The following is a 24,242-nucleotide window of genomic DNA, read 5'->3' on the forward strand; positions in this document are numbered from 1 at the left end:
CGTCACCTTTTCGCTTCCGGCAGCTCGCCGGGGGAGGAAATGTCGTCCTGCCACACCAGGGCGGTGGCGCCCTGGACCTTTATCACCTGCACCCGCGCACCGGGTGCGAAGGTCTGCGTCGCGTCGTACGGACGTGCCGTCCACAACTCGCCGTCGATCTTCACCATGCCCTGCCCGGCATCGACCTGCTCGATCACCAGGGCGGTGGCGCCCTCCAGCGCCTGCACGCCGAACGGCTGCTCCCCGCTGTCCATCGACGGCCGCATGTGCCGGCGGATGGTCGGCCGAGCGAGCGCCACCGTCAGCGCCGACACCACGGCGAAGACCACCGCCTGCACGGCGACGGGCGCACCCAGCGCGGCGGCCCCGGCGGCGGCGAACGCACCGACCGCGAACATGATCAGAAACAGCGTCGTCGTGAAGATCTCGGCGACGGCCAACAGCACACCCAGCACGATCCACACCACGGCGTCCACCCCTCGATCGTGACACGTCCACGCGAATCCACCCACTTCTGATGATCAGTAAGCTCGGTTCAGGCCCGAACCGACCCCCGCGAAGGAGCTGCTGGTGACCCTGCTCGCCGAGACCGCCCGCCGGATCGACACCCTCGTGGCGCAGACCCAGGCCGCCGGACGCGCCCCCTCGCTGGCGCTCGGGATCGTCCGGGACGGCGCGCTGGTCCACCTGTCCACCGCCGGCGACCACCCGCGCCCCGACGCCGACCTCCAGTACCGGCTCGGCTCGATCACCAAGACCATGACCGCCACGCTGGTCATGCGGGAACGCGACGCCGGCCGGCTCACCCTGGACGACCCGCTGGAGCGGCACCTGCCGGGCACCGCCGTCGGCGGGCTCACCCTGCGCCAGCTCCTCAGCCACGCCAGCGGCCTGCAGCGCGAGCCCGACGGCCCGTGGTGGGAACGCACCGAGGGCACCGACCTGGCCACCCTGGTCGCCGGCGTGACCACGGACAAGGTCGGCTACCCCGCCTGGCGCGGCTACCACTACTCCAACCTGGCGTACGGGCTGCTCGGCGGGGTGCTGGAACGGGTCACCGGGACGCCCTGGGCGCGGCTGCTCACCGAGCGCGTCCTCGACCCGCTGGGGCTGCGCCGCACCACCTACCGGGCCACCGAGCCGTACGCCCGGGGTTACGTGGTGCACCCGTGGCACGACACGCTGCGGGAGGAGCCGCGTACCGACACCGGGGCGATGGCCCCCGCCGGGCAGCTCTGGTCGACCGTCACCGACCTCGCCCGCTGGGCGGCGTTCCTCGCCGACCCCACCGACGAGGTGCTGGCCGCCGACACCCTCACCGAGATGTGCACCCCGCTGATGATCAACGACCTGGACTCCTGGCGCGGCGGGCACGGGCTGGGGCTGGAGCTGTACCGCGAGGGCGACCGGGTGTACGTGGGCCACGGCGGCTCGATGCCCGGCTACGTGGCCGCCCTCACCGTGCACCGGCCCAGCCGGACCGCCGTGGTCGGCTTCGCCAACTCGTACGGTTTCCGCACCGGGCACATCGGCGGGCTGTCCCGGCAACTGCTCACCCTGGTCCTGGACGCCGAGCCGACCCCGGTCGTGCCCTGGCGGCCGGCCGCCGCCCCGCCCCCTGCGGAACTGGCCGAGCTGACCGGCCGCTGGTGGTGGATGGGCATCGAGTACGAGGTCCGGGCCGACCCGGCCGGCGACCTGTGGGCCGGCCGGCCCGGCGAGCCGACGCTGCGGTTCACCCGGACCGGACCGGACCGCTGGCGGGGGCGCTGCGGCGAGGAGGACAGCGAGGTCCTCGCCGTGCTGCGCGACCCGGACGGGCGGGCGGTGGGCCTGGACATCGGCACCTTCGTCTTCACCCGCACCCCCGACCAGGAGCCCTGACCGGGCCGGGCCGGCGGTGGGTGTCAGTCGGGTTCGGTGACGAAGTCGATCAGGCGTTCCATCGCGTTGATCAGCGGGGTCTCCACGTCGGCGAAGCTGTCCACCCGGGACAGGATGCGCCGCCACATCTCGGCCGGCTCGGCCACCCCGAGGGCCGCGCAGACGCCCTCCTTCCACGGTCGGCCCGGCGGCACCACCGGCCAGGCCCGGATGCCCACCGCGGCCGGCTTGACCGCCTGCCACACGTCCACGTAAGGGTGGCCGGTGACCAGCACGTACGGGGAGTCCACCCGGGCCACGATCCGGCTCTCCTTGGAGCCGGGCACCAGATGGTCGACGAGCACCCCGAGCCGGCGGCCGGGGCCGGGAGCGAACCCGCGTACCTCGGCGTCGAGGGCGTCGATGCCGTCCAGCGGCTCCACCACCACGCCCTCGATCCGCAGGTCGTCGCCCCAGATCCGCTCCACCAGGGCGGCGTCGTGCACGCCCTCCACCCAGATCCGGCTCGCCTTGGCCACCTGTGCCCGCACGTCGGCCACGGCGATCGACCCGGAGGCGGTCCGGCGACGGGCGGCGGGCACCGGGGCGCGGGCCGGCCGGCGCAGGGTCACCGGTTCCCCGTCGAGCAGGAACGCGGCGGGCAGCAGCGGAAAGACCCGCCGCTGGCCGTGCCGGTCCTCCAGCACCACCGCCGACGCCTCGAACCCGACCACCGCGCCGCAGAACCCGGAGTCGGCGTCCTCCACCACGAGATCCGGTTCGGCGTCGACCTCGGGGGTGACCTTCCGTCGCCGCCAGTCGCCCGCCAGCACGTCCTCGCCGTATCGCCCCGCCATGTCGATCACGCTAGCCTCCGTCGCGCCCCGGCACCTCCCGACGCGCCCGTCCGACCCGACACGCCGGCCGCCCGCTTCCGGCCGGCGCGGCGGCGCGGCGGGCGGGTGACCGCGTCGCACCGGGGCGCGACCACGTGACCGCATGGTCCGCCACCTGCGGCGGTGGGCGGACCGGACAGCCGACGATCCGGCAGTCGAGACAGGGGCGGCGGGGAGCACGTACCCTTTTCGGCATGTCCTCCCCCGCAACGGGCGCGGCCACCCTGGCCGCGCGCCGGTCGAGCCGTTTCGTGGCCTGGGTCCGCGCCTGGCGGGCCGGCCTCGTGCCCTTCGACGAGGTCGCCGAGTCGGTCGCCGGCGACGAGGAGCACCTGGTCGCCGACGCCCCGGGCACCTGGCGGGACGTGCCGCTGCGCGAGGCCCTGCCGGCGCTGGCCAAGCTCTCCCCCGACGAGATCCGCCTGGTGCTGCCCGCGCCGGGCGACCCCCGGGGGCTGCCCGGCCCGGGTGACTTCGCCGGGGCGGCGCTGCTGGCCGGGGAGGCCGTGGTGGCCGGTGCGCTCGGCCTGATCCCCGAGGTGCGCACCCACACCTCCGGCTCCGGGATGACCTGGGAGACGGTGCTGTGGCGGGTCTACCCGCTGCCGGCCGACGCGGCTAGGGCGTCGCTGACCGCGCCGGGGGCCGCCGAGGCGGAGGCGGAACTCGCCACCGCGCTGGCCGAGTCCACCGCCGCGCTGACCCGGCTCGACGTGGCCCAGTGGCGGCCCGAGCTGGCCGGGGCGCTCGCCGCGCTGCGTCGCCCGGACGGCGCGACCGACCTGCCGCCCGGGTTCGACCCGCGTTCCCGGCGGCTGTTCGCCCGCGCCGCCGTGCTCGACCGGGTGCTCGCGCTGGCCGGGGAGAGCGCGCCCGGCGGGGCGATCAACAACCACGAGGCGCAGCAGCGCGACGCGGCGCTGCGTCCGCTCACCACCGCCTGCCGGCAGGCGCTGGTCGCCGCCTGCAACGCCCCGCTGCGCCCCTGACCGAGCCCACCCGCACCCGGTTGGCCGGGCCGGTACGGGGTCAGATCTCGTCGATCAGGTCCAGCACCGAGTCCACGATGCGCGACGGCCGGTACGGGTAGCGTTCCGTCTCGGCCCGGGTGCTGATCCCGGTGAGCACCAGGATCGTCTCCAGCCCCGCCTCCAGGCCGCACAGGATGTCGGTGTCCATCCGGTCGCCGATCATCGCGGTGCTCTCCGAGTGGGCGTTGATGGTGTTCAGCGCCGAGCGCATCATCATCGGGTTCGGCTTGCCGACGAAGTACGGCTCCACCCCGGTCGCCTTCGAGATCATCGCGGCGACCGACCCGGCGGCGGGCAGCGCGCCCTCCACCGACGGGCCGGTGACGTCCGGGTTGGTGCAGATGAACCGCGCCCCGTCGTTGATCAGCCGGACCGCCTTGGTGATCGCCTCGAAGCTGTAGGTGCGGGTCTCCCCCAGCACCACGTAGTCCGGGGCGAAGTCGGTCAACACGTAACCGACGGCGTGCAGCGCCGTGGTCAGCCCCGCCTCCCCGATCACGTACGCGGTGCCGCCCGGCCGCTGGTCGGCGAGGAACTGGGCGGTGGCCAGCGCCGCCGTCCAGATCGCCTCCTCGGGCACCTCGAACCCCATCCGGGTCAGCCGGGCCCGCAGGTCGCGCGGGGTGTAGATGGAGTTGTTGGTGAGCACCAGGAAGGGCTTGCCGGAGGACCGGAGCCGGTTGACGAACTCCGGCGCGCCGGGCACCGGCTGGCCCTCGTGCACCAGCACGCCGTCCATGTCGGTGAGCCAGCTCTGCACCGGCTTGCGGTCAAGCATCTGTCGTCCCAAGGGGGTGTCGGGGAGGGCGGGTCGTCGGCATCAGGGGCGGCGCGCGGCGGGCACGCAGCACGGGGTGGGGCAGGTGTCCCACATCGGCAGCTCACCGAGGCGGCGGCGGGACGCCGGCCCGTCGGGCGTGGTGCGTTCGGCCACCAGTTCACGCACCATCGCCACGAACCTCGGGTCGGTGCCGGGGGTGCCCGCCCGGACGAAGTCCAGGCCGAGCTGCTTGGCCGTCTCGGACGCCTCGGTGTCGAGGTCCCAGACCACCTCCAGGTGGTCCGAGACGAACCCGATCGGGCTGACCACCACCCCGGTCACCCCCTGCCCGGCGAGGGCGGTCAGGTGGTCGTTGACGTCCGGCTCCAGCCACGGCACCTGCGGCGGGCCGGAGCGGCTCTGCCAGACCAGGTCGTAGGCCAGGTCGGGGGCGGCGGCGGCGTGCACCAGGCGGGCGGTCTCGGCAAGCTGCGCGGTGTACCGGCCGCCGTGCGGGCCGGCGGTGGCCGCCGCCGAGGTGGGGATGGAGTGCGCGGTGAAGACCAGCCGGGTGGTGTCGCGCCGGGCCGGGTCGAGCTGGGCCAGCGCCGAGCGCACCGCGTCGGCGTGCGGCTCGACGAAGCCCGGGTGGTCCCAGAACTGGCGCAGCTTGTCGATCACCGGGGCGTCCGGGCCGACGGCGGCCCGCGCGGCGGCGATGTCCTCCTGGTACTGCCGGCACGACGAGTAGCCGCCGTACGCGCTGGTGACGAACGCCAGCGCCCGGGTGATCCCGTCGTCGCGCATCTGCGCCACGGTGTCGGCGAGCATCGGGTCCCAGTTCCGGTTGCCCCAGTAGACGGGCAGGTCGACGTCGTGGGCGGCGAGGTCCGCCCGGATCGCGGCGAGCAGCTCGCGGCACTGCTGGTTGATCGGGGAGACCCCGCCGAAGTGCAGGTAGTGCTCGGCGACCTCGGCCAGCCGCTCGGGCGGCACCCCCCGCCCCCGGGTCACGTTCTCCAGGAAGGGCAGCACGTCCTCGGGCCGCTCCGGGCCACCGAAGGAGACCAGCACCAATGCGTCGTACGACATGGGGTCATTCTCCCCCGCGGTCGGCGACGGCCTGACGACGGCCCCTGGTCCCGCAGGTTACGCGGGGGCCCCGGCACGGGCCCCCGCGTGCGGCTCAGGCGCCCAGGGCGTGGTAACCGCCGTCGACGTGGACGATCTCGCCGGTGGTGGCCGGGAACCAGTCCGACATCAGGGCCAGGCAGGCGCGGGCGGCCGGCTCCTGGTCGGTGAGGCTCCAGCCGAGCGGGGCCCGCTCGGTCCACGCCTGCTCGAACTGCTCGAAGCCGGGGATGGACTTCGCGGCCATCGTGCGCAGCGGCCCGGCGGCGACCAGGTTGCTGCGGATGCCCTTCTTGCCCAGGTGCAGCGCGAGGTAGCGGGAGGCGGACTCCAGCCCGGCCTTGGCCACCCCCATCCAGTCGTAGACCGGCCACGCCTTGGTGGCGTCGAAGGTCAGCCCGACCACCGAGCCGCCCGGCGACATCAGCGGCAGCGCCGCCATGGCCAGCGACTTGTAGGAGTACGTGGAGACGTGCAGCGCGGTCGCCACGTCCTCCCAGGAGGCGTCGAGGAAGCCGCCGCCGAGGCAGCTCTGCGGGGCGAAGCCGATCGAGTGGACCACCCCGTCGAGGCCGTCGACGTGCTCGCGTACCTGGTCGGCCAGGCCGGCGAGCTGCTCGGGGCTGGTCACGTCCAGCTCGATGATCGGCGCCGGCTGGGGCAGCCGCCTGGCGATCCGCTCGACCAGCGAGAGCCGGCCGTAGCCGGTGAGCACGACCTGGGCGCCGTTGTCCTGGGCGAGCTTCGCCACCGAGAAGGCGATCGAGGCGTCGGTGATGACGCCGGTGACGAGCAGCCGCTTACCGGCGAGCAGTCCTGACATGTGTTGGCTTCCTCCGTACGTTCTCAGTGACCCATGCCGAGGCCGCCGTCGACCGGGATGACGGCACCGGAGACGTAGCCGGCGGCGTCCGAGGCGAGCCAGGTGACCACCCCGGCGACCTCGTCCGGCGCGGCGAACCGCCCGGCCGGGATGACCTTGCGGTACTCGGTGCGACGCTCCTCGGGCAGCGCGGCGGTCATCTCGGTGTCGATGAAGCCGGGGGCGACCACGTTCGCGGTGATGTTGCGGCTGCCCAGCTCCCGGGTGATCGACCGGGCCACCCCCACCAGGCCGGCCTTGCTGGCCGCGTAGTTGACCTGGCCGGCGCCGCCGTAGAGCCCGATCACCGACGAGATGAAGATCATCCGGCCGAACTTGGCCCGGAGCATCTTGGACGAGGCCCGCTTGGCGCAGCGGAACGCGCCGGTGAGGTTGGTGTCGAGCACCCCGGTGAACTGTTCCTCGGACATCCGCATCAGCAGCGTGTCGTCGGTGACGCCGGCGTTGGCGACCAGCACCTCGACCGGGCCCAGCTCGGCCTCGACGGCGGTGAACGCGGCGTCGACCGAGGCGCTGTCGGTGACGTCGCACCGGACCCCGAACAGTCCCTCCGGCGCGTCGCCGCTGCGGTGCGTGACCGCGACCCGGTCGCCCTGCTTGGCGAACGCCTGGGCGATGGCCAGTCCGATTCCCCGGTTGCCGCCGGTCACCAGCACGGTGCGGGCCACGGGTCCCCCTTCGGTTCCGCTGATCATTCCGGTCGGAGCCTAGGCGTTACCGGCAGGTAACCGCTAACAGCGCGCCACCGGACCGGGCGCGGCGGCCGGGAGGAATCACGGCGCGACCACCCTCCGGGAGCGGGCGACCACCGTCCGGGGCCGGGCTGGCCGAATACGCGTCGCGGGTGTCCCCGTTGTACGATGATCAGCGTCCGCGAGCCGAATGCGGCTCGCGTTTCTGGCCCCGCCGACCGCAGGAGGTGATCGCTGTGCGAGATAGCGATCCTCCCAGTCGTGGCCGGGCCGTCCGTCAGCCCCGCTGAGCCACGACTCAGTCGGTCGAGCTGACCCAGCTCCCGCTCCCCGTCACCGCCCGCCTGCGGCCCCGGCCGACAGACCGGTCGGTGGTGCCGTCTCGCGCCGGGACGCCCCGGTGGAGCAGCCCGGTCACGACTTCGTGTGCGCGCCCTGACCAACCCCTGCGGTCCCGCCCGCCCCGCGGACCGTCCAGTCGCCACCCGGAGCCGTTCATGAGCCGCTACGTCGCCCCGTTGGGCTTCACCCTCGCCGCCGTCTGGGTGGCCGTCGTGTTCGTGCTGGCCGGCGGCGGTCACTGAGACCGCCACCGGCCGCCGCGCTGTCCTGCGCACCCCGCACCGGCGTCCACCGCCGGGCCGCCCCGGCCCCGGATCACGACACCCGGGACGTCCGGGGTACGGGCCACCGCACCCGGGACGTCCCGGGTACGGGCCACCGCACCCGGGACGTCCGGGCCGACCTCAGAGCATCCGGGACGTCCAGAGCAGGCTCAGCCCGCCCGCGCAGAGCGCCAGCAGCAGCGCCGCCCCCGCGTACCACTGGGTGATCTCGCGGGGCTCGGTGCGGAACCCGATCGACGAACCCATGTCCTGGTAGACCTGCTTCAGCTCGGCCACCGAGGCCGCCTCGTAGAAGAAGCCCTCGGTGGTCTCGGCGAGCTGGGCCAGCGCCAGCCGGTCCACCGGCACCCGCTGCAACTGACCACCGATGTCGACCTGCCCCGAGTCCGTGCCGAACGCGATGGTCGAGACCGGCACGTTCGCCGCCTGCGCCGCCGCCGCGGCCTCCTCCACCGACCGGCCCGAGGTGCGGAACCCGTCGGAGAGCAGCACGATCCGGGCCGGCGGGATACCGGCCGCGCCGTCGGCCGGCACCGACCGGATCGCCTCCAGGCAGGTGAAGACCGCCTCGCCGGTGGCGGTCGCCTCGGCCAGGGTCAGCCCGTCGATCGCCGCCGTCACCGCGGCCCGGTCCTTGGTGGGCGCGACCAGCACGTTCGCCGCCTTGGCGAAGGAGACCAGCCCCAGGTTGTAGCTGGCCGGCAGCTCACCGACGAACTGCTTCGCCGCCTCCTGCGCCGCCTCCAACCGGTTCGGCGACACGTCGTCGGCCTGCATCGACAACGACACGTCGATGGCGAGCATCACCGTGGCCCGCTCCAGCGGCTCCTGCGTGTCGATCGCCGGGCGGGCCATCCCGGTGGCCAGCGCCACCATCGCCAACAGCAGCGCGGTCGCCGCCGCGTGCCGTCGCCACCCCAACCCCTTCGGCGCGAGGGTACGCAGCAGGTCCACGTTGGTGAACCGCATCGCGTACGCCCGGCGGTGGCGCTGCCGCCAGACGTAGGCGGCGGCCAGGGCCAGCACCGGCACCAGGGCCAGCAGCCACCACGGTTGCATGAAACGGATCATCGCGTCGTCCCCCGGGTGCGGGCGTGCCGCTGGGCGGCCACGAATCGCACCATGTCCAACAGCCAGTCTCGGTCGGTACGCAGCATCAGGTGCCCGGCGCCGGCGGCCCGCAGCTCGGTGGCGATCGCGCCGCGTTGGGCGGCGGCCGCCTCGGCGTAGCGGCGACGCAGCCGCGGATCGGCGGTCTGCACCTCGTGCAGTTCCCCGGTCTCCGGGTCCACCACCGGCAGCACCCCCACGTCGGGCAACTCCAGCTCGCGCGGGTCGACCACCTCGATGGCCAGCACGTCGTGCCGGACCCGCAGCTTACGCAGCGGCCGGCCCCACTGCGCGGGCGGCGCGAGGAAGTCCGAGATCACCACCGCCAGGCCCCGGCGGCGCGGCGGCCGGTTGAGCAGGTCCACCAGCGCGCCGAGGTCGCCGCGCCCGGGGCGCAGCGGGGTGTGCGCCACCGCGCGCAGCAACGCCTGCGCCTCCCGCCGCCCGGAGCGGGCCGGCACCCGGGTCAGCACCCCGGGCCCGGAGGGCTCCGGTGGCGGGGCGGAGCGCCACCGGCGGGCGGGCGGGGGCGGAGGCGGGGCCCCGGTGCCGATCACCGCGCCGATCCGGTTGCCGCCGCGCACCGTCAGGTGGGTCAACGCGGCCGTCGCGGCGACCACCACGTCCCGCTTGAGCCACCGGCCGGTGCCGAAGTCCAGGCTCGCCGACAGGTCCACCGCCAGCCAGGTCTCCAACTCCCGGTCGGCCACCGTACGCCGCACGTGCGGGGTGGTGGTGCGGGCGGTCACCGGCCAGTCCATCCGGCGTACGTCGTCGCCGGGACGGTACTCGCGGGACTCCCCCGCCTCGCTGCCCGGACCGGGCAGCAGACCCGCGTAGTCGCCCTGAAGCAGCCCGTCGAGTTTGCGGGTCACCAGCAGTTGCAGGCGGGACAGCACCGCCTCGGTCCGCTCCCCACCGGCGTCGGCCGGGCGTACCGGTGCGGTCACGGGTGCTGCCCGGGCCAGCCGGCGGCCGGCGGGCCACTGACCGGCGGTGGCCCGGACGCCTGCTGCCGGGGCGCGACCGAGGGCGGCGGGATGGTCGACATCACCCGGTGCACCACGTGGTCGGCGGGCACGTCGTCGGCGAGCGCGTCATAGCTGAGCACCAACCGGTGCCGCAGGATGTCCGGCGCGATGTCCTGGACGTCCTGGGGCAGCGCGTAGTCCCGGCCGCGCAGCAGGGCCAGCGCCCGGGTGGCCCGGATCAGGCCGAGCGAGGCACGCGGGCTGGCCCCGTACTGGATCAGCCGGGCCACGTCGGGCATCCCGTGCTCGGCGGGGCTGCGGGTGGCCAGCACCAGCCGTACCGCGTAGTCGACCAGGGCGTTGTGCACGAAGACCTGGTCGGCCTTGCGTTGCAGGGCGAGCAGGTCGTCGGTGTCGAACACCTGCGCCGGCTCGGGCGCGGCGACCCCCATCCGGTAGACGATCTCCCGCTCCTCGGCGTCGGTCGGATACCCGACGACGATCTTCATCAGGAACCGGTCCCGCTGCGCCTCCGGCAGCGGATAGACGCCCTCCTGCTCGATCGGGTTCTGGGTCGCCATCACCAGGAACGGGTCGGGCACCCGGTGGCTCTGACCGCCGATCGACACCTGCCGCTCGCTCATCACCTCCAGCAGCGCCGACTGCACCTTGGCCGGGGCCCGGTTGATCTCGTCGGCGAGCAGGAAGTTCACGAAGACCGGGCCCAGCTCGACGTCGAACTTCTCACTCGACTGCCGGTAGATCCGGGTGCCCATGATGTCGGCCGGCACCAGGTCCGGGGTGAACTGCACCCGGGCGAACTGCCCGCCCACCACCCGGGCCATCGTCTCCACGGCCAGGGTCTTGGCCACCCCGGGCACCCCCTCCAGCAGGCAGTGCCCCCGGGCCAGGAGCGCCACGAACATCCGCTCCACCATCCGGTCCTGACCGACGATCACCCGTTTGATCTCGAACAGGGCCCGTTCCAGCAGGGTGGCGTCCTGGGCGGGGGTGGTCACCGCCGCGGGTGTCTCGGGGGCCGTCCCGTTCGGGGTCGGGGCGTCGGGCGTGGTCGGCTGGGCCACCGGTCCTCCACAGCATGTTCGGTCGTCGTGGCGTGGTGCGGTAACAAGACTCGCATGCCCGGCTGAGAGCCGAGGTGGGGAGAACCCGATTTCGGGTACGCCGTCCGGATCACCGAATCGCTGAACGAGGCTGGACACGAAGGGGCCTGCCACGTGTACGATTCACCCCGTCGCCGGGCGGCTCCCCCCGTGGCCGCCCGGCGCTCACCTCTTCACCAGCCCGGCTTCTCCGGCCCCGGCGCACGTCCCCGGCCCCGGCGCACGTTCTCCGGCTCCGGTGCGCGCCTACACTCCCCTGGTGACCGATCCCACCCCCGCAGGCGAGCCTCCCGTCTGTTCGTCCCGGGGCTGCCGCGCGCCCGCCACCTGGGCACTGCGCTGGAACAATCCCCGGTTGCACGACCCCGAGCGGCGCAAGACCTGGCTCGCCTGCCCGGCCCACCGGGGCAGCCTCGGCGACTTCCTCGACGCCCGCGGCTTCCTCCGTGAGGTCACCGCGCTCCCCGGATCGCATACCCTCGAAGCGTGAACGCTGCCGAGCCACCCCAGTCCCCGGTGAGCGCCCTGGAACCCTGGCCGGACACGGTCCACTGGCAGCCCATCTCGACCGACCTGATCTGGGTCGAACTGCTCCGCCTGGCGATGGGCCTGGCGGTGCTGCTGGTCGGGCTGGCGCTGGGCTGGGCGTTCACCGGGCACTGGCTGTTCGGTGCCGGCTGCGCCGTGGTGCTGCTCGGCGGTGCCTGGCGGGTGGTGACGATCGTCCGCGCCGTCCGCGCCTGGGGGTACGCCGAACGCGCCGACGACCTGCTGGTCCGGCACGGGCTGCTGGTCCGCCGGTTGTCCATCGTGCCGTACTCGCGGATGCAGTTCGTCGACGTCAGCGCGGGCCCGCTGGAACGCGCCTTCGACCTCGCCACCGTGCAGCTGCACACCGCCGCGGCGGCCACCGACGCCCGGGTGCCCGGCCTGCGACCGGCGGAGGCGGCCCGGCTCCGCGACCGCCTCACCGCCCTCGGTGAGGACCGGGCGGAGGGGCTGTGACCGACGGTTCCCCCGGCACCGGCGCACCCCACCCGACGCCCCCGGACGCCCCGGTGGCTCCCGACCTCCCGGCGGACCCGGCTGCCCCGCCGGTGGGGACGGGCGGGCCGGCCGGTGCCGAGCCCCGGCAGCGGCTGCACCCGCTGAGCCCGGTGTTGCAGGGGGCGAAGTCGCTGGTCGTGGTCATCGCCGGGCTCTCCTGGTCGACGCTGTCCCGGGTCGGCTTCGGCTGGTTCGCGGTGCTGGTGGCGGTGCTCGCCCTGGGCGCGACGGTGCTGGCGGTGGTGAGCTGGTACAACACCGGCTACCACGTCGTCGGGCGGGAACTGCGGGTGTACGAGGGGCTGCTGTGGCGGCGGACCCGGGCGATCCCGCTGGAGCGGTTGCAGGCGGTGGAGGTGGTCCGCCCCCTGCTGGCGCAGCTCACCGGCCTGGCCGAGCTGCGCCTGGAGGTGGTCGGCGGCGGCAAGACCGAGGCGCCGCTGGCGTACCTGTCGGTCGCCGACGCGGCCCGGCTACGGCAACGGCTGCTCGCCGTGGCCGCCGGCCTGCCCGACGGGACGACCATCGGCCCCGACCCGCAGTCGACAGACGTCGTGCCGCCGGGCGGGGACGCCGCCGCGCCGGTCGACCGGGAGCCGGCCGCCCGGCCGCTGCACGCGGTGACGAACGCCGACCTGCTGGTCAGCCAGCTACTCACCCCGCAGGCGTTCCTGCTGCCGGTCGGGGTGGCCTTCGTGGTGGCGCAGTTCCTCTCCGAGGGCTCCTGGTCGTTCATCGCGGTGGCCAGCACCCTGACCGCGATGGCCGGTGTGCTGCTGCAACCGGTCCGCCGGGTCCTCGACGACTGGAACTTCCGGCTGGCCCGCGAGGCCGACCGGCTACGCATCCACAACGGCCTGCTGGAGACCCGGGTGCAGACGGTGCCGCTGGAGCGGGTGCAGACCGTCGGGGTGACCTGGCCGCTGCTCTGGCGGATGAAGGGGTGGCTGCGGCTGCGGCTGGAGGTCGCCGGCTACTCCGGCGGCGAGGCCGACGACCGCAACCGGCCCGACCGGCTGCTGCCCGTCGGTGACCTGACCGTCGGGGCGGCGATCGTCGACGAGGTGCTGCCCGGGGTGGCGCTGACCGCGCTGCCGCTGACGCCCCCGCCGGGCCGGGCCCGCTGGTTGCGCCCGCTCAGCGCCCGGGTGCTCGGCGCGGGGCTGCACGAACGGGTCTTCGCCGTCCGCTCCGGCCTGCTGACCCGGCAGTTGACCCTGGTCCCGTACGCCCGGATGCAGAGCGTACGGGTGGTGCAGGGGCCGGCGCAGCGCCGGTTGCGGCTGGCCACCGTGCACGTCGACACGGCCGGCGGGTCGGGGGCCGCCGCGCACGACCGTGACCTGGCGCAGGCGTGGGCGCTCGCCGCTGAGCTGACCGCGCGGGCGCACGCCGCCCGCCGGGCCCGCTGATCAGCGTCCGGCGCCGCCCGCCGGGGTGACGGCGACCGGGGTGGGGGCGTCGGCCGGCGGATCGTCGTCGGGGGCACCGCGCCGGGCGCGGCGGGCCCGCCAGGCCCGCTCGGCCAGCCCGACGACCAGGAACGTCATCCCCACGTACGCCCAGCCGACCAGGACGTCGATGACGTAGTGCTCGCCGCTGTAGACCAGCGTGAAGGTCATCGCCAGCGGATAGGCCAGCAGCAGCGGCCACCAGCGGCGACGGGTCGAACGCAGGAAGAACAGCACCACGAACAGCGCCCACGCGGTGTGCAGCGACGGCATCGCGGCGACCGGGTTGGAGGCGATCTGCCCGGCGTTGAGCAGGTTGCCCGCGCCGTGCATGCCGAACTCCTTCCACCCCCGGGTGGAGATCCGGGCGACCTCGCTCAGCAGGCCGTTCTGCGCCGCCCACCACGGCGGCGCGGCCGGGTAGGCGAAGTAGGTGACCAGGCCCGCCGCGCACAGGAAGCCCCAGCGCCGCATGTACGCCGCCCACCGCTCGCGGCTGCGCAGCCAGAGCACGGCGGCGGCGGCCAGCGTCACCACGAAGTGGGAGAAGTAGACCCAGCTCACCAGCACGTCCCACCAGCGCACGTCGGGCTGGTAGAGGTGCTGCTGGAGCCAGACCGTCGGCACCTCGCCCCCGGTGGCCCAGCCGAACATCACCCGGTCGGCGACGATCAGCTCGTAGGCGTGCGGGGTGCGGCCGTTGTCGGCGAAGCCCCGGGACAGGTTGTAGACGGCCAGCAGCAGCACCACCGGGATCCAGTCCCGGGCGAAACGCAGGTGACTGCGCCACGGCCGGCCCCAGTTCCAGGCGACGGTGCCCGCCCAGATCCACAGGAAGGCGTACGCCGGGTCGGTCGGCAGGCCGATGGCCAGCCAGGTCACGACGAAGGCGACGGCCCAGACGGACATCGCTGTCACCCGCCGTCGCCCACCGACGGACGGGTCGGGGGTGTCGGTCGGGACGGGGGGCGGGGGCTCAGTCACAACGGCCATCGCGGTCAAGGTTAACGGTGGGCGACGCATCGACCACCGCCGACCACCGGTGCGTCGACGGGTGGGTGTCCCGGCCGGCCCGTCGTCCGGCCGCCCCCGGTGGTCCCCCACTAGGCTGAGCGGATGCAGGAACAACCGGACGCCGCGTTCCCGCCGGGGTTGACCGCCCGGGTCGAGCTGACCGTCACCGGGGCCGACACCGCGGCGGCCGTCGGCTCCGGTGACGTGCCGGTGCTGGCCACCCCCCGGGTGCTGGCCCTCGCCGAGGCGGCCACGGTGGCCGCGACGGCCGCCGGGATGCCCGCCGGGAGCACCACGGTCGGGGTCCGGGTGGAGCTGGCGCACCTGGCCGCCACCCCCGTCGGGCGGACGGTGGTGGCGCACGCCCGGCTGGTCGAGGCCGACGGCCGGCGGTTGCTGTTCGCGGTGACGGTGACCGACGGTGACACCACCGTGGCCTCGGGCCGGGTGGAACGGGCGCTCGTCGACCGGCAGCGCTTCGTGGCACGGGCGGTGCGGGCGTCGTGACGTTCCGGTTCACGGCGGTCGCCGACGGGGTCCACGTGCTGCGCGAGCCGCTGCTCGACGTCAACGTCACGCTGGTGGTCGGTGACGGCGCGGCGCTGCTGGTGGACACCCTGTCCACCGCCGGGCAGGCCGCCGCGCTGGCGGACGCCGCGCGGGCGGTCACCCCGGACCCGTGGACGTTGGTCAACACCCACCACCACTTCGACCACTGCTTCGGCAACGCGACCCTCGCCGCCGACCCACCCCGCCCGGTGTACGCCCACGAGGTGGCCGCCGCCGCCCTGCGCGACCGACCGGAGCAGCTGCGCCGGGCGGCGTACGAGGAGATGCGGTCGGCGCAGCCGGAGCTGGCCGCCGAACTGGCCGAAACCACCCTGCTGGCCCCGACGCACACCGTGCACACCGAGACGGTGCTGGACGTCGGTGGCCGGCGGGTGGTGCTGCGGCACCCGGGGCACGGGCACACCGACGCGGATCTGGTGGTGCACGTGCCGGACGCCGACGTGCTGGTCGCCGGGGATCTGGTGGAGCAGTCCGGGCCGCCGGCCTTCGAGGAGTCGTACCCGTTGCAGTGGCCGGACGCGGTGGCCGACCTGCTGCGGATGACCACGCCCGACACGGTGGTGGTGCCGGGCCACGGCACGCCTGTGGACGTGGAGTTCGTCCGGGCCCAGCACGCCCGGCTGGTCGAGCTGGCCTGGCTGATCCGGGCCGCGCACACGGGCGGGGCCCCGCCGGAGCGGGTGGCCGCCGGATCCCCGTTCGGCGCGCGTCCCGGTCTCGTCGCCGCCCGCCGGGGTTACCGGGAACTCGACGGCACGCCCTGAGCCGCCGGCCGTCGCGGGGGGCCGGACGGACTGCAGCGCGCCGTGCCCGACCGTCGACCCGGTGCCGGGTGGGCCGCGCTCAGCCGGCGAAGCGGCGGTGGACCGCGTCCCGGGTGGGCATGGCGACCGCGCCGCCTGGTGACTCGCAGACCAGGCCGGCGACCCGCAGCGCGAACGCCACCCGCCGGTGCCAGTCGGCCGGCCCGGTCGGTTCCCCGTCGGCCAGCAGTTCGGCGACGAGCGCGGCCATCACCGAGTCGCCCGCGCCGGTGGCGTCCACCGCGTGCACCGTCGGGGCGGGCACCCGGACCGGGTCGGGGCCGGCGGCGACCAGCGCGCCGTCCGCGCCGAGGGTCACCACCACCGTGCCCGCGCCCACCTCCCGCAGGTAGGCGGCGACCCCCTCGACCGGCTCGTCGGGCCAGAGCAGGGCGGCGTCGGCGCTGCTGAGCTTCACCAGGTGCGCCCCGGCGGCGAACTCCACCACCACCTGGCGCAGGCCGGCCAGTTCCGCCGGGCCGGACAGCAGGCGGGGCCGGACGTTGGGGTCGAAGACCCGCAGGCCGGGCGCGAGCGACCAGGCCCGCCGGGCGGCGGCGAGCGTCGGGGCGCTGAGCAGCACGATCGAGCCGCAGTAGAGCACGTCCGCGCCCTCGACCAGCGCCACGTCCAGGTCGTCGGCGGTGAGCAGGCCGTACGACGGCGGTTCGCCGTAGAACCGGAAGTCCGGTTCCGCCCCGGTGTGGGTGGTGACCGCCAGCGTGGTGGGTGCGGGCACGGTGACCGCGCCGGTCAGCCCGACCCCGGCGTCGGCCAGGAAGGCGCGGATGCGGCCGGCGAGCACGTCGTCGCCGAGGGAGCCGACGAACTCGGCGGTGCCGCCGAGCCGGGCCACCCCGACGGCGACGTTGAGCGGGCCGCCCCCGATCGCCTGCCGGAACACCGGCTGCCCCTCGGACTCGGCGTCCAACAGGTCGATCAGCGCCTCACCGAGCACCACCGCGTACCCCACGTCGCCTCCCAGCGCGTCGTCTCCCGGCTACCAGGCTGGCACAACGGTCCATGCCGATCGGGGCCGACCGGGCAACCAGATCCCACCCATCGAGCAACGACTATTGCGTGGTTCATCCGGGCGTGATGGTATTGGGGTGCCGGGCCGGCGCGGAGGGCTGCCGCACCCGCTCGGCGATCAGCTGGGGTCTGACGCGAGAGGCACCGGTCCGTGGGCACGGACCGCCGACGGCACGCGTCCGTCGGCCCCTGTCGGGCCGCCGGCCAGAGCCGCGACCGACGCATCCCCCACCCTTGTGCGGGGCGGCGCTCGCGCCACCCCGCGGATCAGGAGAAGCTCGTGCTCCGTTCCCGTACGGCCGCGTTGTTCACCGCGGCCGCCACCCTCGCCTTCGGGGCCGTGGCCCTGACGGTGCAGGCCGAACCGGCTGCCGCCCACGGCACGCCGATCGTGCCGGGCAGCCGGACCTACCTGTGTTGGCAGGACGGCCTGAGCCCGACCGGTGAGATCAGGCCGAACAACCCGGCCTGCTCCGCCGCCGTCGCCCAGAGCGGCACCAACTCCCTCTACAACTGGTTCAGCGTGCTCCGCTCGGACGCCGGTGGCCGCACCGTCGGCTACATCCCCGACGGCAAGCTGTGCAGCGGTGGCAACACCGGTTTCGCCGGGTACGACCTGGCCCGCACCGACTGGCCGCTGACCCACCTGACCTCCGGCGCCCGGCTGGACTTCAAGTACAGCAACTGGGCCCACCACCCGGGCACCTTCTACTTCTACGTGACGAAGGACAGCTGGAGCCCGACCCGGCCGCTGGCCTGGAGTGACCTGGAGGAGCCCTTCCTCACGGTGACCAACCCGCCCCAGCGGGGCGCGTCGGGCACCAACGAGGGGCACTACTACTTCAGCGGGAACCTGCCGTCGGGCAAGTCCGGCCGGCACATCATCTACTCCCGCTGGGTGCGCTCGGACAGCCAGGAGAACTTCTTCGGCTGCTCGGACGTCACCTTCGACGGTGGCAACGGCCAGGTGACCGGGGTCGGCAGCGGCAACAACCCGACCACGCCGCCGCCCACCACCCCGCCGCCCACCACTCCCCCGCCGACCACGCCCCCGCCGACCACCCCGCCGCCCACCACCCCGCCGCCGACCACGACCCCGCCGCCGGGCAACAGCGACTGCATGGCGGTCTACAAGGTGGTCAGCGCCTGGAACGGCGGTTTCCAGGGTGAGGTCACCATCATGAACCACAGCACCCGCACCTACGGGGGCTGGGCGGCGAGCTGGACCTGGCCCAACGGGCAGGTGATCTCGCAGGTCTGGAACGGCTCGCTGAGCACCAGCGGGTCGACGGTGACCGTCACCAACGCCGCGTACAACGGCTCGCTCGCGCCGGAGAAGACGACCACGTTCGGCTTCACGGCGAGCAGCTCCGGCACCAACGGGCTGCCGACGGTCACCTGCTCCGGCCGGTGATCCGACGCTGAAAGCGACGCCGGAGGCCCCCACCCGTCGGGTGGGGGCCTCCGGTCCGTCCGGGCCCGGTGTCCGTCGCGGCGGTGCCGACGGGACCGGGGGCGGGGTCAGCGGACCATGCTGCCGACCACCGGCTTGGTGAGCAGCGCCGACTGGTTGCGCTGGATGCCCGGGTCGAGGGTCTTGGCCACGAAGATGGCGTGCCAGATGCAGAAGATCAGCACCGTCCACACCTTGCGGGAGTTGTCCGCCTCCTCGCGCTTGTGCTCCTCCAGCAGCCGCATCGCGTACGGCAGGTCGATCAGGTCGCCGGCGGCGGAGGTGGCCAGCACGTGCCGGGCCCACTCGTACATCTCGCCCCGCAGCCAGACCCGGGTCGGGGTGGGAAAGCCCAGCTTCCTGCGGTTGACGATGGCCGGCGGCACGACGCCCTGCAACGCCTGGCGCATGGCGTACTTGGTGGCGTCGGAGCGGGGCGGCAGCTTCAGGTCGACCGGGATGGTGGACGCCACGTCGAAGACCATCCGGTCCAGGAACGGCACCCGGACCTCCAGCGAGTGCGACATCGAGATCCGGTCCGCCTTGACCAGGATGTCGCCGCGTAGCCAGGTGTACAGGTCGACGTACTGCATCTTGGTGACGTCGTCGAGTTCGGTGCACTCGGCGTAGATCGGGGCGGTGACGTCGGTGTAGCGCACCGACGGGTCGTAGCGGCGCAGCAGGTGCCGCTTCTCCTCCTCGGTGAACATCCGGGCGTTGCCGTAGTAGCGCTGCTCGATCGGGGTGGTGCCGCGCTCCAGGAAGCTCTTGCCCTTGACCCCCTGCGGGATCGCCTTGGAGACCGCCCGCAGGCCCTTCTGCACCCCGCCGGGCAGGCCGTTGACGGTGCCCAGGGAGAGCGGCTCGCGGTAGATGGTGTAGCCGCCGAAGAACTCGTCGGCCCCCTCACCGGAGAGCACCACCGTGACGTGCTCGGCGGCCTTCTTGGCCACGAAGTAGAGCGGGACCAGCGCCGGGTCGGCCACCGGGTCGTCCAGGTGCCAGACGATCTTCGGCAGCGCCTCGATCATGTCCTGCGGGCCGATCTTGGTGGCGATGGTGGTCACGTCGAGGTGCCGGGCCGAGTCCTGGGCCACGTCGATCTCGGAGTAACCGGGCACGTCGTAGCCGACGGTGAAGGTGAGGATGTTGGGGTTGAACTCGCGGGCCAGGGCCACCACGGCGGTCGAGTCGATGCCGCTGGACAGGAACGAGCCGACCGGCACGTCGGAGCGCATGTGCATCCGGACGCTCTCCCGCAGCGTCTCCCGGATCTCGTGGTAGAGCCGCTGCTCGTCGGCGACCGGGGCGGGCCGGAACACCGGCCGGTACCAGCGCCGCACGTCCAGCCGGCCCCCCGGCGACCAGGTGAGGTACTCCCCTGAGCCGATCCGGCTGATCCCCTGGTGCAGGGTGCCGGGCTCGGGGACGTACTGGAGGGTGAGGTAGTGGCTGAGGTTGGCGGCGTCGATGCCGGCGTCACCCTGGTAGTAGGAGTGCGCGAAGGGCAGCAGCGCCTTCTTCTCGGAGGCGAGGTAGAGCCCGTCGGCGGTCTCCAGGTAGTGCAGCGGCTTGATGCCGAAGTAGTCCCGCGCGCCGAACGCCCGGCGCTCCTGCCGGTCCCAGATGACGAACGCGAACATGCCGCGCAGCCGGGTGAGCACCTGCTCGCCCCAGTAGTGGTAGCCGGCGACGATCACCTCGCCGTCCCCGGCGGTGGCGAACTGGGCGCCGAAGCTGCGGGCCAGCTCCTCACGCAGCTCGATGTAGTTGTAGATCTCGCCGTTGAAGGTCAGCAGGTAGCGACCGTTGGCATAGGGCAGCGGCTCGTGGCTGGACGCCACGTCGATGATGGCCAGCCGCTTGTGGGCGAACACCCCGTCCGCGTAGTGGCCGGTGGCGTCGCCGACCACCTCGACCCCTGTCTCGTCCGGTCCGCGGTGGTGCAGGCATTCCAACGCCCCCGCGATGTTGTCGCGGTGGGCGGCGGCGTTGCCGTTCGCGCTGAAGAAGGCCAGGAGTCCGCACATGGCCGACATCTTTCCACGCGGCGCAATCCGCCCGCGCGGCACCGCAGGCTCTGTCCCCCTCCCCACGGCACGATCCGCCCGGCCCCGGCCGGCGTCCCGGACGGTGTCGGGCCACCCGGACGGCGTCGGGTGCGGGCGGGGCGTCGGGTGCGGGACCGCAGGCACCCCGTCCGGGCGGAGCCGGAGTACCGTCTGGACGAGCGACGAGGCGAAGGGAGCCGACATGGCCGAGGAACGGACGGACGGCAAGCCGGCGGACGGCACCGAATCGCACGATCCGGACTTTCCGGAGGCGTTCCTGTCCTTCATGCGGCAGGGCTGGCGGGACACCAGCCTGCCGGTCGGTCCCCGGCCGGAGGTCCCGCACCACGCCAAGCGGCGGGAAGCCCTGTCCGCGGCCTTCCCGGGCGAGACGCTGGTCATCCCCACCGGCACCGAGAAGGTACGCGCCAACGACACCGACCACCCGTTCCGGCCGGGCAGCGACTTCGCCTACCTGACCGGCGACCACGAACCGGACAGCGTCCTGGTGCTGCGCCCCAACGGCTCGGGGCACGACGCGACGCTGTTCATGCGCCCCCGGTCCTCGCGGGAGACCGACGAGTTCTTCCGCAGCCGGCACGGCGAGCTGTGGGTGGGCCGCCGGCACACCCTGGCCGAGAAGTCCACCGAGCTGGGCCTGGCCACCGAGGACCTGTCCGCGCTGGACGGGGCGCTGGCCCGGATGGCGCCGGGGCGGACCCGGGTGCTGCGCGGCTTCGACCAGCGGGTCGACGACGCGGTGCGTCCGTGGGACGGCCCCCGCGAGGAGGGGCAGCCGGGCCGGGACCGGGAGCTGGCGATCGCGATCGCCGAGCTGAAGCTGGTCAAGGACGAGTGGGAGGTCGCCCAGCTCCAGGAGGCGGTCGACGCCACCGTACGCGGCTTCGAGGACGTGGCCCGCGCGCTGCCGGCCGACCGGGGTGTCTCCGAGCGGCTGCTGGAGGGGATCTTCGCGCTGCGGGCCCGGCACGACGGCAACGACGTCGGCTACGGCTCGATCGTCGGCGCGGGCGAGCACGCGACGATCCTGCACTGGGTGCACAACCACGGCGCGACCCGCCCGGGTGAGCTGCTGCTGATGGACATGGGCGTGGAGAACCGCAACCTCTACACCGCCGACGTGACCCGGGTGCTGCCGGTCGACGGCCGGTTCACCCCGCTGCAACGCCAGGTCTACGACGCGGTGTACGCCGCACAGCAGGCCGGTATCGACGCGATCCGCCCGGGGGTCGGCTTCCGGGACGTGCACCTGACCTCGATGCGGGTGCTCGCCGAGGCGTTGAAGGATCTCGGCCTGCTCCCGGTGAGCGTCGACGAGGCGATGGACCCGGCCTCCACGGTCTACCGGCGGTGGACCCTGCACGGCACCAGTCACATGCTCGGCATCGACGTGCACGACTGCTCGAACGCCCGCAAGGAGAAGTACCGCGACGGTGCGCTGGGTGAGGGCTACGTGCTCACCGTCGAGCCGGGCCTGTACTTCCAGCCGGAGGACGAGCTGGTCCCCGAGGAGCTGCGCGGCATCGGCGTCCGGATCGAGGACGACATCCTGGTCACCGCGACCGGCTCGGTGAACCTGTCGGCGGGTCTGCCCCGCCGCTCGGACGAGGTGGAGACCTGGCTGGCCGAGCAGCGTGAGGCGGGTCCCCGCCTGCCCGGCTGACCCCCCGCACCCACCGCGACGGCCCCGCCGTCGGACGCGTCCCGCCCCTCGGCGGACGCCTCCGGCGGCGGGGCCGTCGTCGTTCCTGCCCACCGTACCGGCGCTCCCGCGCGGATCACACCACGGAGGGCCTGCTCGTCCCCAGGGTCACCGACCGCCGGAACGTGTAAATAAGGCGGGCTTTCCTCGGGTTTGACCTCATAGCGAGGAACCTTCTCATACCGTGGGTTTCGGGAGCTACAACCGATTTGTAGCAGGGGACGTCCGCTCAGGCGCGGCGACCCTGTCTGGTACGAGGAGAGGGCAGAGAGCTCCGATGTCCAACTACCTAACGAACAACGAAGCCTCCGCGCGGGCGACGGGGAGCAGGAGCCGTCGCAAGCTCTGGCTCGCCAGTGGCGTCGCCGGGTTGACAGGTGTGGTCAGTCTCGCCGCGGTGGGCGTCGCCGGCAGCGCCGGGGCGGTCGGGGTGAGCGGACTGACGTGGAACACCACTCAGCAGGTCACCAAGGACGGCGACCAGGGTCGCGGCGACGAGGGCCGTGGCGAGGAGGGTCCGGACCGTGGCGGCAAGGACGACCGCGACGGTAAGGACCACGAACGGGGGAAGGAGGTGCCCTGCGACACCGACCGGCTCATCCAGGCGATCGTCTTCGCCAACAGCCGCGACGGCGGTGTGCTGGACCTGGCCAAGGGCTGCACCTACAACCTGACCCGCAACCAGGACGGCAACGGCCTGCCGGTGATCACCCAGGACATCACCCTGCGGGGTGAGCACACCACGATCACCCGGGACGCCACCGCCGACTACTTCCGGATCCTCAACGTGGGTCCGGGCGGTCACCTGAGCCTCAAGGGCCTGACCATCAAGGGTGGGCAGACCATCGAGGCGTTGCAGCCGGTCTCCCCGGCAGCGGTGTGGGGGGCCTACTCGGACTCCCAGGCGATCGCCGCCCAGGTCAAGGCCGGCACCCCGCTGGCCCAGGCGCTCGCCGCCCGCAAGGCGAACCCGAAGGCCGGCCTGAAGGCCGCGCCGAAGGCCGCCCGCAAGGCCGCGGTGAAGGCCGCGCCGAAGGCCAAGCCGGGGAAGGCCACCACGCTGGTCGAGGAGCCGGGCGTCAACGACGGCGCCGGGATCCTGGTGCAGCCGGGTGGCACCGCCAACCTGTTCGACACCTCGGTCGTGCTCAACCAGTCAGGCGGCAACGGCGGCGGGCTGGCCAACTTCGGCACCACGTCGCTGCGGCACACCGAGGTCGCCCACAACACCGCCTTCTTCTTCGGCGGGGGCATCTTCAACGCCGGCCTGCTCACGGTCGACGAGTCCACGATCACCGACAACACCGCCATCGTCGGTGGCGGCGGTATCGCCAACGGCGCCGCGGAGATCTTCACCGAGGACGTCGACGGCGGCACCGCCCTGATCGAGAAGTCCAAGGTCACCGACAACGAGACGCTCGGCTTCGGCGGTGGCGTGCTCGACATCGGCGGCAACACCACCGTGCGCTACACCGAACTGCTGTCGAACACCGCGGTGCTCGCCGGTGGCGGTCTCGCGGCGGCGGACGCCCAGGTCAACGTCGACCACTCGACGGTGGCCAAGAACAGCACCGCCGGTGTCGGCGGTGGCGTGGCCGTCGCGTTCGACAGCGCGGTCACCATCGAGAAGAGCCACCTGAAGGAGAACACCGCCGGCTTCTTCGGCGGCGGGCTGTTCAACGCGGACAGCGTCACCACGGTGCGCGAGTCCGATGTCGTCGCCAACCGGGCCCTCGGTCCGATCGGCGTCGGCGGCGGCATCTTCAACATCTTCGGCGAGGTCAACCTCAGCCGGACGAAGGTCGCCAACAACTTCGCCACCCTCGCCCCCGGCGGTGTGTTCACCTTCGAGGGCGTGGTGAACGTGGACGACAAGTCCGCGATCGTCGCGAACCGTCCGACCAACTGCCTGGCCATCCCGGGCGACACCATTCCGAACTGCTTCGGCTGAGCACCCTCGGGTGACGTGCGGCCGGTGACGGCGGCACACCGGGCAGGACACGCACCGGCC

General features: G+C 73.6%; 22 protein-coding genes. 10 read left to right on the forward strand and 12 right to left on the reverse strand.

Going from position 1 to position 24,242, the window contains the following annotated elements:
• Positions 1-2 precede the first annotated feature (2 nt).
• On the reverse strand, positions 3-476 hold the full coding sequence (locus ACN268_RS12015) for an NfeD family protein (RefSeq protein ID WP_421483280.1): 474 nt from the start codon (positions 474-476) through the stop codon (positions 3-5).
• A gap of 94 nt (positions 477-570) precedes the next feature.
• On the opposite strand from ACN268_RS12015, the gene ACN268_RS12020 reads away from it, so the two are divergent.
• A complete protein-coding gene (locus ACN268_RS12020) occupies positions 571-1,884 on the forward strand; it encodes a serine hydrolase domain-containing protein (RefSeq protein WP_421483281.1) in 1,314 nt (437 codons plus the stop codon).
• Between the two features lie 23 nt (positions 1,885-1,907).
• Here the strand turns inward: ACN268_RS12020 and ACN268_RS12025 are convergent, their stop codons facing one another.
• The gene (locus ACN268_RS12025; RefSeq protein WP_421483282.1) at positions 1,908-2,720 is read right to left on the reverse strand and encodes a DUF3097 domain-containing protein; all 813 of its coding nucleotides are present in this window, start codon (positions 2,718-2,720) and stop codon (positions 1,908-1,910) included.
• 233 nt (positions 2,721-2,953) lie between these two features.
• Between ACN268_RS12025 and ACN268_RS12030 the strand changes: the two genes are divergently transcribed.
• A complete protein-coding gene (locus ACN268_RS12030; protein ID WP_421483283.1) occupies positions 2,954-3,748 on the forward strand; it encodes a hypothetical protein in 795 nt (264 codons plus the stop codon).
• A 40-nt stretch (positions 3,749-3,788) separates the two neighbouring features.
• On the opposite strand, the gene ACN268_RS12035 is transcribed toward ACN268_RS12030, so the two are convergent.
• From ACN268_RS12035 to ACN268_RS12065, 7 genes are all read right to left on the reverse strand, one after another.
• Positions 3,789-4,568, reverse strand: a complete 780-nt coding sequence (locus ACN268_RS12035; protein WP_421483285.1) for an HAD-IIA family hydrolase — start codon at positions 4,566-4,568, stop codon at positions 3,789-3,791.
• Between the two features lie 42 nt (positions 4,569-4,610).
• Entirely contained in the window at positions 4,611-5,642 is a 1,032-nt protein-coding gene (locus tag ACN268_RS12040) for a ferrochelatase (RefSeq protein WP_421483286.1), read from the reverse strand.
• Positions 5,643-5,736: 94 nt separating this feature from the next.
• Positions 5,737-6,504: an enoyl-ACP reductase FabI gene (gene fabI, locus ACN268_RS12045; RefSeq protein ID WP_204926147.1), complete on the reverse strand. Its 768-nt coding sequence runs from the start codon at positions 6,502-6,504 to the stop codon at positions 5,737-5,739.
• A gap of 23 nt (positions 6,505-6,527) precedes the next feature.
• Positions 6,528-7,232, reverse strand: a complete 705-nt coding sequence (gene fabG, locus ACN268_RS12050; protein ID WP_421483287.1) for a 3-oxoacyl-ACP reductase FabG — start codon at positions 7,230-7,232, stop codon at positions 6,528-6,530.
• 770 nt (positions 7,233-8,002) lie between these two features.
• Positions 8,003-8,953 (reverse strand): VWA domain-containing protein, encoded by a 951-nt coding sequence (locus tag ACN268_RS12055; protein WP_421483288.1) that lies wholly within the window; start codon positions 8,951-8,953, stop codon positions 8,003-8,005.
• Positions 8,950-9,960: a DUF58 domain-containing protein gene (locus ACN268_RS12060; protein WP_421486867.1), complete on the reverse strand. Its 1,011-nt coding sequence runs from the start codon at positions 9,958-9,960 to the stop codon at positions 8,950-8,952. The genes ACN268_RS12055 and ACN268_RS12060 overlap by 4 nt, the downstream gene beginning before the upstream one ends.
• Positions 9,939-11,048, reverse strand: coding sequence for an AAA family ATPase (locus tag ACN268_RS12065; RefSeq protein WP_204926144.1), 1,110 nt, complete (start codon positions 11,046-11,048; stop codon positions 9,939-9,941). Before ACN268_RS12065 ends, ACN268_RS12060 begins: the two co-directional genes overlap by 22 nt.
• A 298-nt stretch (positions 11,049-11,346) precedes the next feature.
• Between ACN268_RS12065 and ACN268_RS12070 the strand changes: the two genes are divergently transcribed.
• The 3 genes from ACN268_RS12070 to ACN268_RS12080 are packed head-to-tail and all read left to right on the forward strand — an operon-like array spanning position 11,347 to position 13,546.
• Entirely contained in the window at positions 11,347-11,577 is a 231-nt protein-coding gene (locus ACN268_RS12070; RefSeq protein WP_421483289.1) for a hypothetical protein, read from the forward strand.
• Complete coding sequence (locus ACN268_RS12075; RefSeq protein ID WP_307826231.1) at positions 11,574-12,092, forward strand: PH domain-containing protein; 519 nt, start codon at positions 11,574-11,576, stop codon at positions 12,090-12,092. The genes ACN268_RS12070 and ACN268_RS12075 overlap by 4 nt, the downstream gene beginning before the upstream one ends.
• Positions 12,093-12,145: 53 nt before the next feature.
• Positions 12,146-13,546: a PH domain-containing protein gene (locus ACN268_RS12080; protein ID WP_421486868.1), complete on the forward strand. Its 1,401-nt coding sequence runs from the start codon at positions 12,146-12,148 to the stop codon at positions 13,544-13,546.
• Here ACN268_RS12080 and ACN268_RS12085 read toward each other — a convergent pair whose 3' ends face one another.
• Positions 13,547-14,578: a phosphatase PAP2 family protein gene (locus ACN268_RS12085; RefSeq protein ID WP_421483290.1), complete on the reverse strand. Its 1,032-nt coding sequence runs from the start codon at positions 14,576-14,578 to the stop codon at positions 13,547-13,549. It lies immediately after the preceding gene.
• Positions 14,579-14,701: 123 nt separating this feature from the next.
• Here ACN268_RS12085 and ACN268_RS12090 point away from each other — a divergent pair, with 123 nt between their 5' ends.
• Together ACN268_RS12090 and ACN268_RS12095 are read left to right on the forward strand one after the other, a co-directional pair.
• Entirely contained in the window at positions 14,702-15,106 is a 405-nt protein-coding gene (locus tag ACN268_RS12090) for a thioesterase family protein (RefSeq protein WP_421483291.1), read from the forward strand.
• Entirely contained in the window at positions 15,103-15,933 is an 831-nt protein-coding gene (locus ACN268_RS12095) for an MBL fold metallo-hydrolase (RefSeq protein ID WP_421483292.1), read from the forward strand. The genes ACN268_RS12090 and ACN268_RS12095 overlap by 4 nt, the downstream gene beginning before the upstream one ends.
• A gap of 79 nt (positions 15,934-16,012) precedes the next feature.
• Here ACN268_RS12095 and ACN268_RS12100 read toward each other — a convergent pair whose 3' ends face one another.
• A complete protein-coding gene (locus ACN268_RS12100; RefSeq protein ID WP_421483293.1) occupies positions 16,013-16,945 on the reverse strand; it encodes a carbohydrate kinase family protein in 933 nt (310 codons plus the stop codon).
• A gap of 339 nt (positions 16,946-17,284) precedes the next feature.
• Between ACN268_RS12100 and ACN268_RS12105 the strand changes: the two genes are divergently transcribed.
• The gene (locus ACN268_RS12105) at positions 17,285-18,418 is read left to right on the forward strand and encodes a lytic polysaccharide monooxygenase (protein WP_421483294.1); all 1,134 of its coding nucleotides are present in this window, start codon (positions 17,285-17,287) and stop codon (positions 18,416-18,418) included.
• A 107-nt stretch (positions 18,419-18,525) separates the two neighbouring features.
• On the opposite strand, the gene asnB is transcribed toward ACN268_RS12105, so the two are convergent.
• Entirely contained in the window at positions 18,526-20,487 is a 1,962-nt protein-coding gene (asnB, locus tag ACN268_RS12110) for an asparagine synthase (glutamine-hydrolyzing) (RefSeq protein ID WP_421483295.1), read from the reverse strand.
• Positions 20,488-20,710: 223 nt separating this feature from the next.
• On the opposite strand from asnB, the gene ACN268_RS12115 reads away from it, so the two are divergent.
• Both ACN268_RS12115 and ACN268_RS12120 read left to right on the forward strand, forming a co-directional pair.
• Positions 20,711-22,192 (forward strand): aminopeptidase P family protein, encoded by a 1,482-nt coding sequence (locus ACN268_RS12115; RefSeq protein WP_421483296.1) that lies wholly within the window; start codon positions 20,711-20,713, stop codon positions 22,190-22,192.
• Between the two features lie 316 nt (positions 22,193-22,508).
• Positions 22,509-24,182, forward strand: coding sequence for a right-handed parallel beta-helix repeat-containing protein (locus ACN268_RS12120; RefSeq protein ID WP_421483297.1), 1,674 nt, complete (start codon positions 22,509-22,511; stop codon positions 24,180-24,182).
• The last annotated feature ends 60 nt before the right edge of the window (positions 24,183-24,242 follow it).

This window comes from Micromonospora sp. WMMD735 (assembly GCF_049178995.1).
Lineage (GTDB): Bacteria > Actinomycetota > Actinomycetes > Mycobacteriales > Micromonosporaceae > Micromonospora > Micromonospora wenchangensis.

Bases quoted from the DNA above. Each gene is read 5' to 3' on its own strand.
- ACN268_RS12025 (WP_421483282.1), bottom strand. From the start codon at position 2,720: ATGGCGGGGCGATACGGCGAGGACGTGCTGGCGGGCGACTGGCGGCGA.
- ACN268_RS12030 (WP_421483283.1), top strand. From the start codon at position 2,954: ATGTCCTCCCCCGCAACGGGCGCGGCCACCCTGGCCGCGCGCCGGTCG.
- ACN268_RS12035 (WP_421483285.1), bottom strand. From the start codon at position 4,568: ATGCTTGACCGCAAGCCGGTGCAGAGCTGGCTCACCGACATGGACGGC.
- ACN268_RS12040 (WP_421483286.1), bottom strand. From the start codon at position 5,642: ATGTCGTACGACGCATTGGTGCTGGTCTCCTTCGGTGGCCCGGAGCGG.
- fabI (WP_204926147.1), bottom strand. From the start codon at position 6,504: ATGTCAGGACTGCTCGCCGGTAAGCGGCTGCTCGTCACCGGCGTCATC.
- ACN268_RS12055 (WP_421483288.1), bottom strand. From the start codon at position 8,953: ATGATCCGTTTCATGCAACCGTGGTGGCTGCTGGCCCTGGTGCCGGTG.
- ACN268_RS12085 (WP_421483290.1), bottom strand. From the start codon at position 14,578: ATGGCCGTTGTGACTGAGCCCCCGCCCCCCGTCCCGACCGACACCCCC.
- ACN268_RS12090 (WP_421483291.1), top strand. From the start codon at position 14,702: ATGCAGGAACAACCGGACGCCGCGTTCCCGCCGGGGTTGACCGCCCGG.
- asnB (WP_421483295.1), bottom strand. From the start codon at position 20,487: ATGTGCGGACTCCTGGCCTTCTTCAGCGCGAACGGCAACGCCGCCGCC.
- ACN268_RS12115 (WP_421483296.1), top strand. From the start codon at position 20,711: ATGGCCGAGGAACGGACGGACGGCAAGCCGGCGGACGGCACCGAATCG.
- ACN268_RS12120 (WP_421483297.1), top strand. From the start codon at position 22,509: ATGTCCAACTACCTAACGAACAACGAAGCCTCCGCGCGGGCGACGGGG.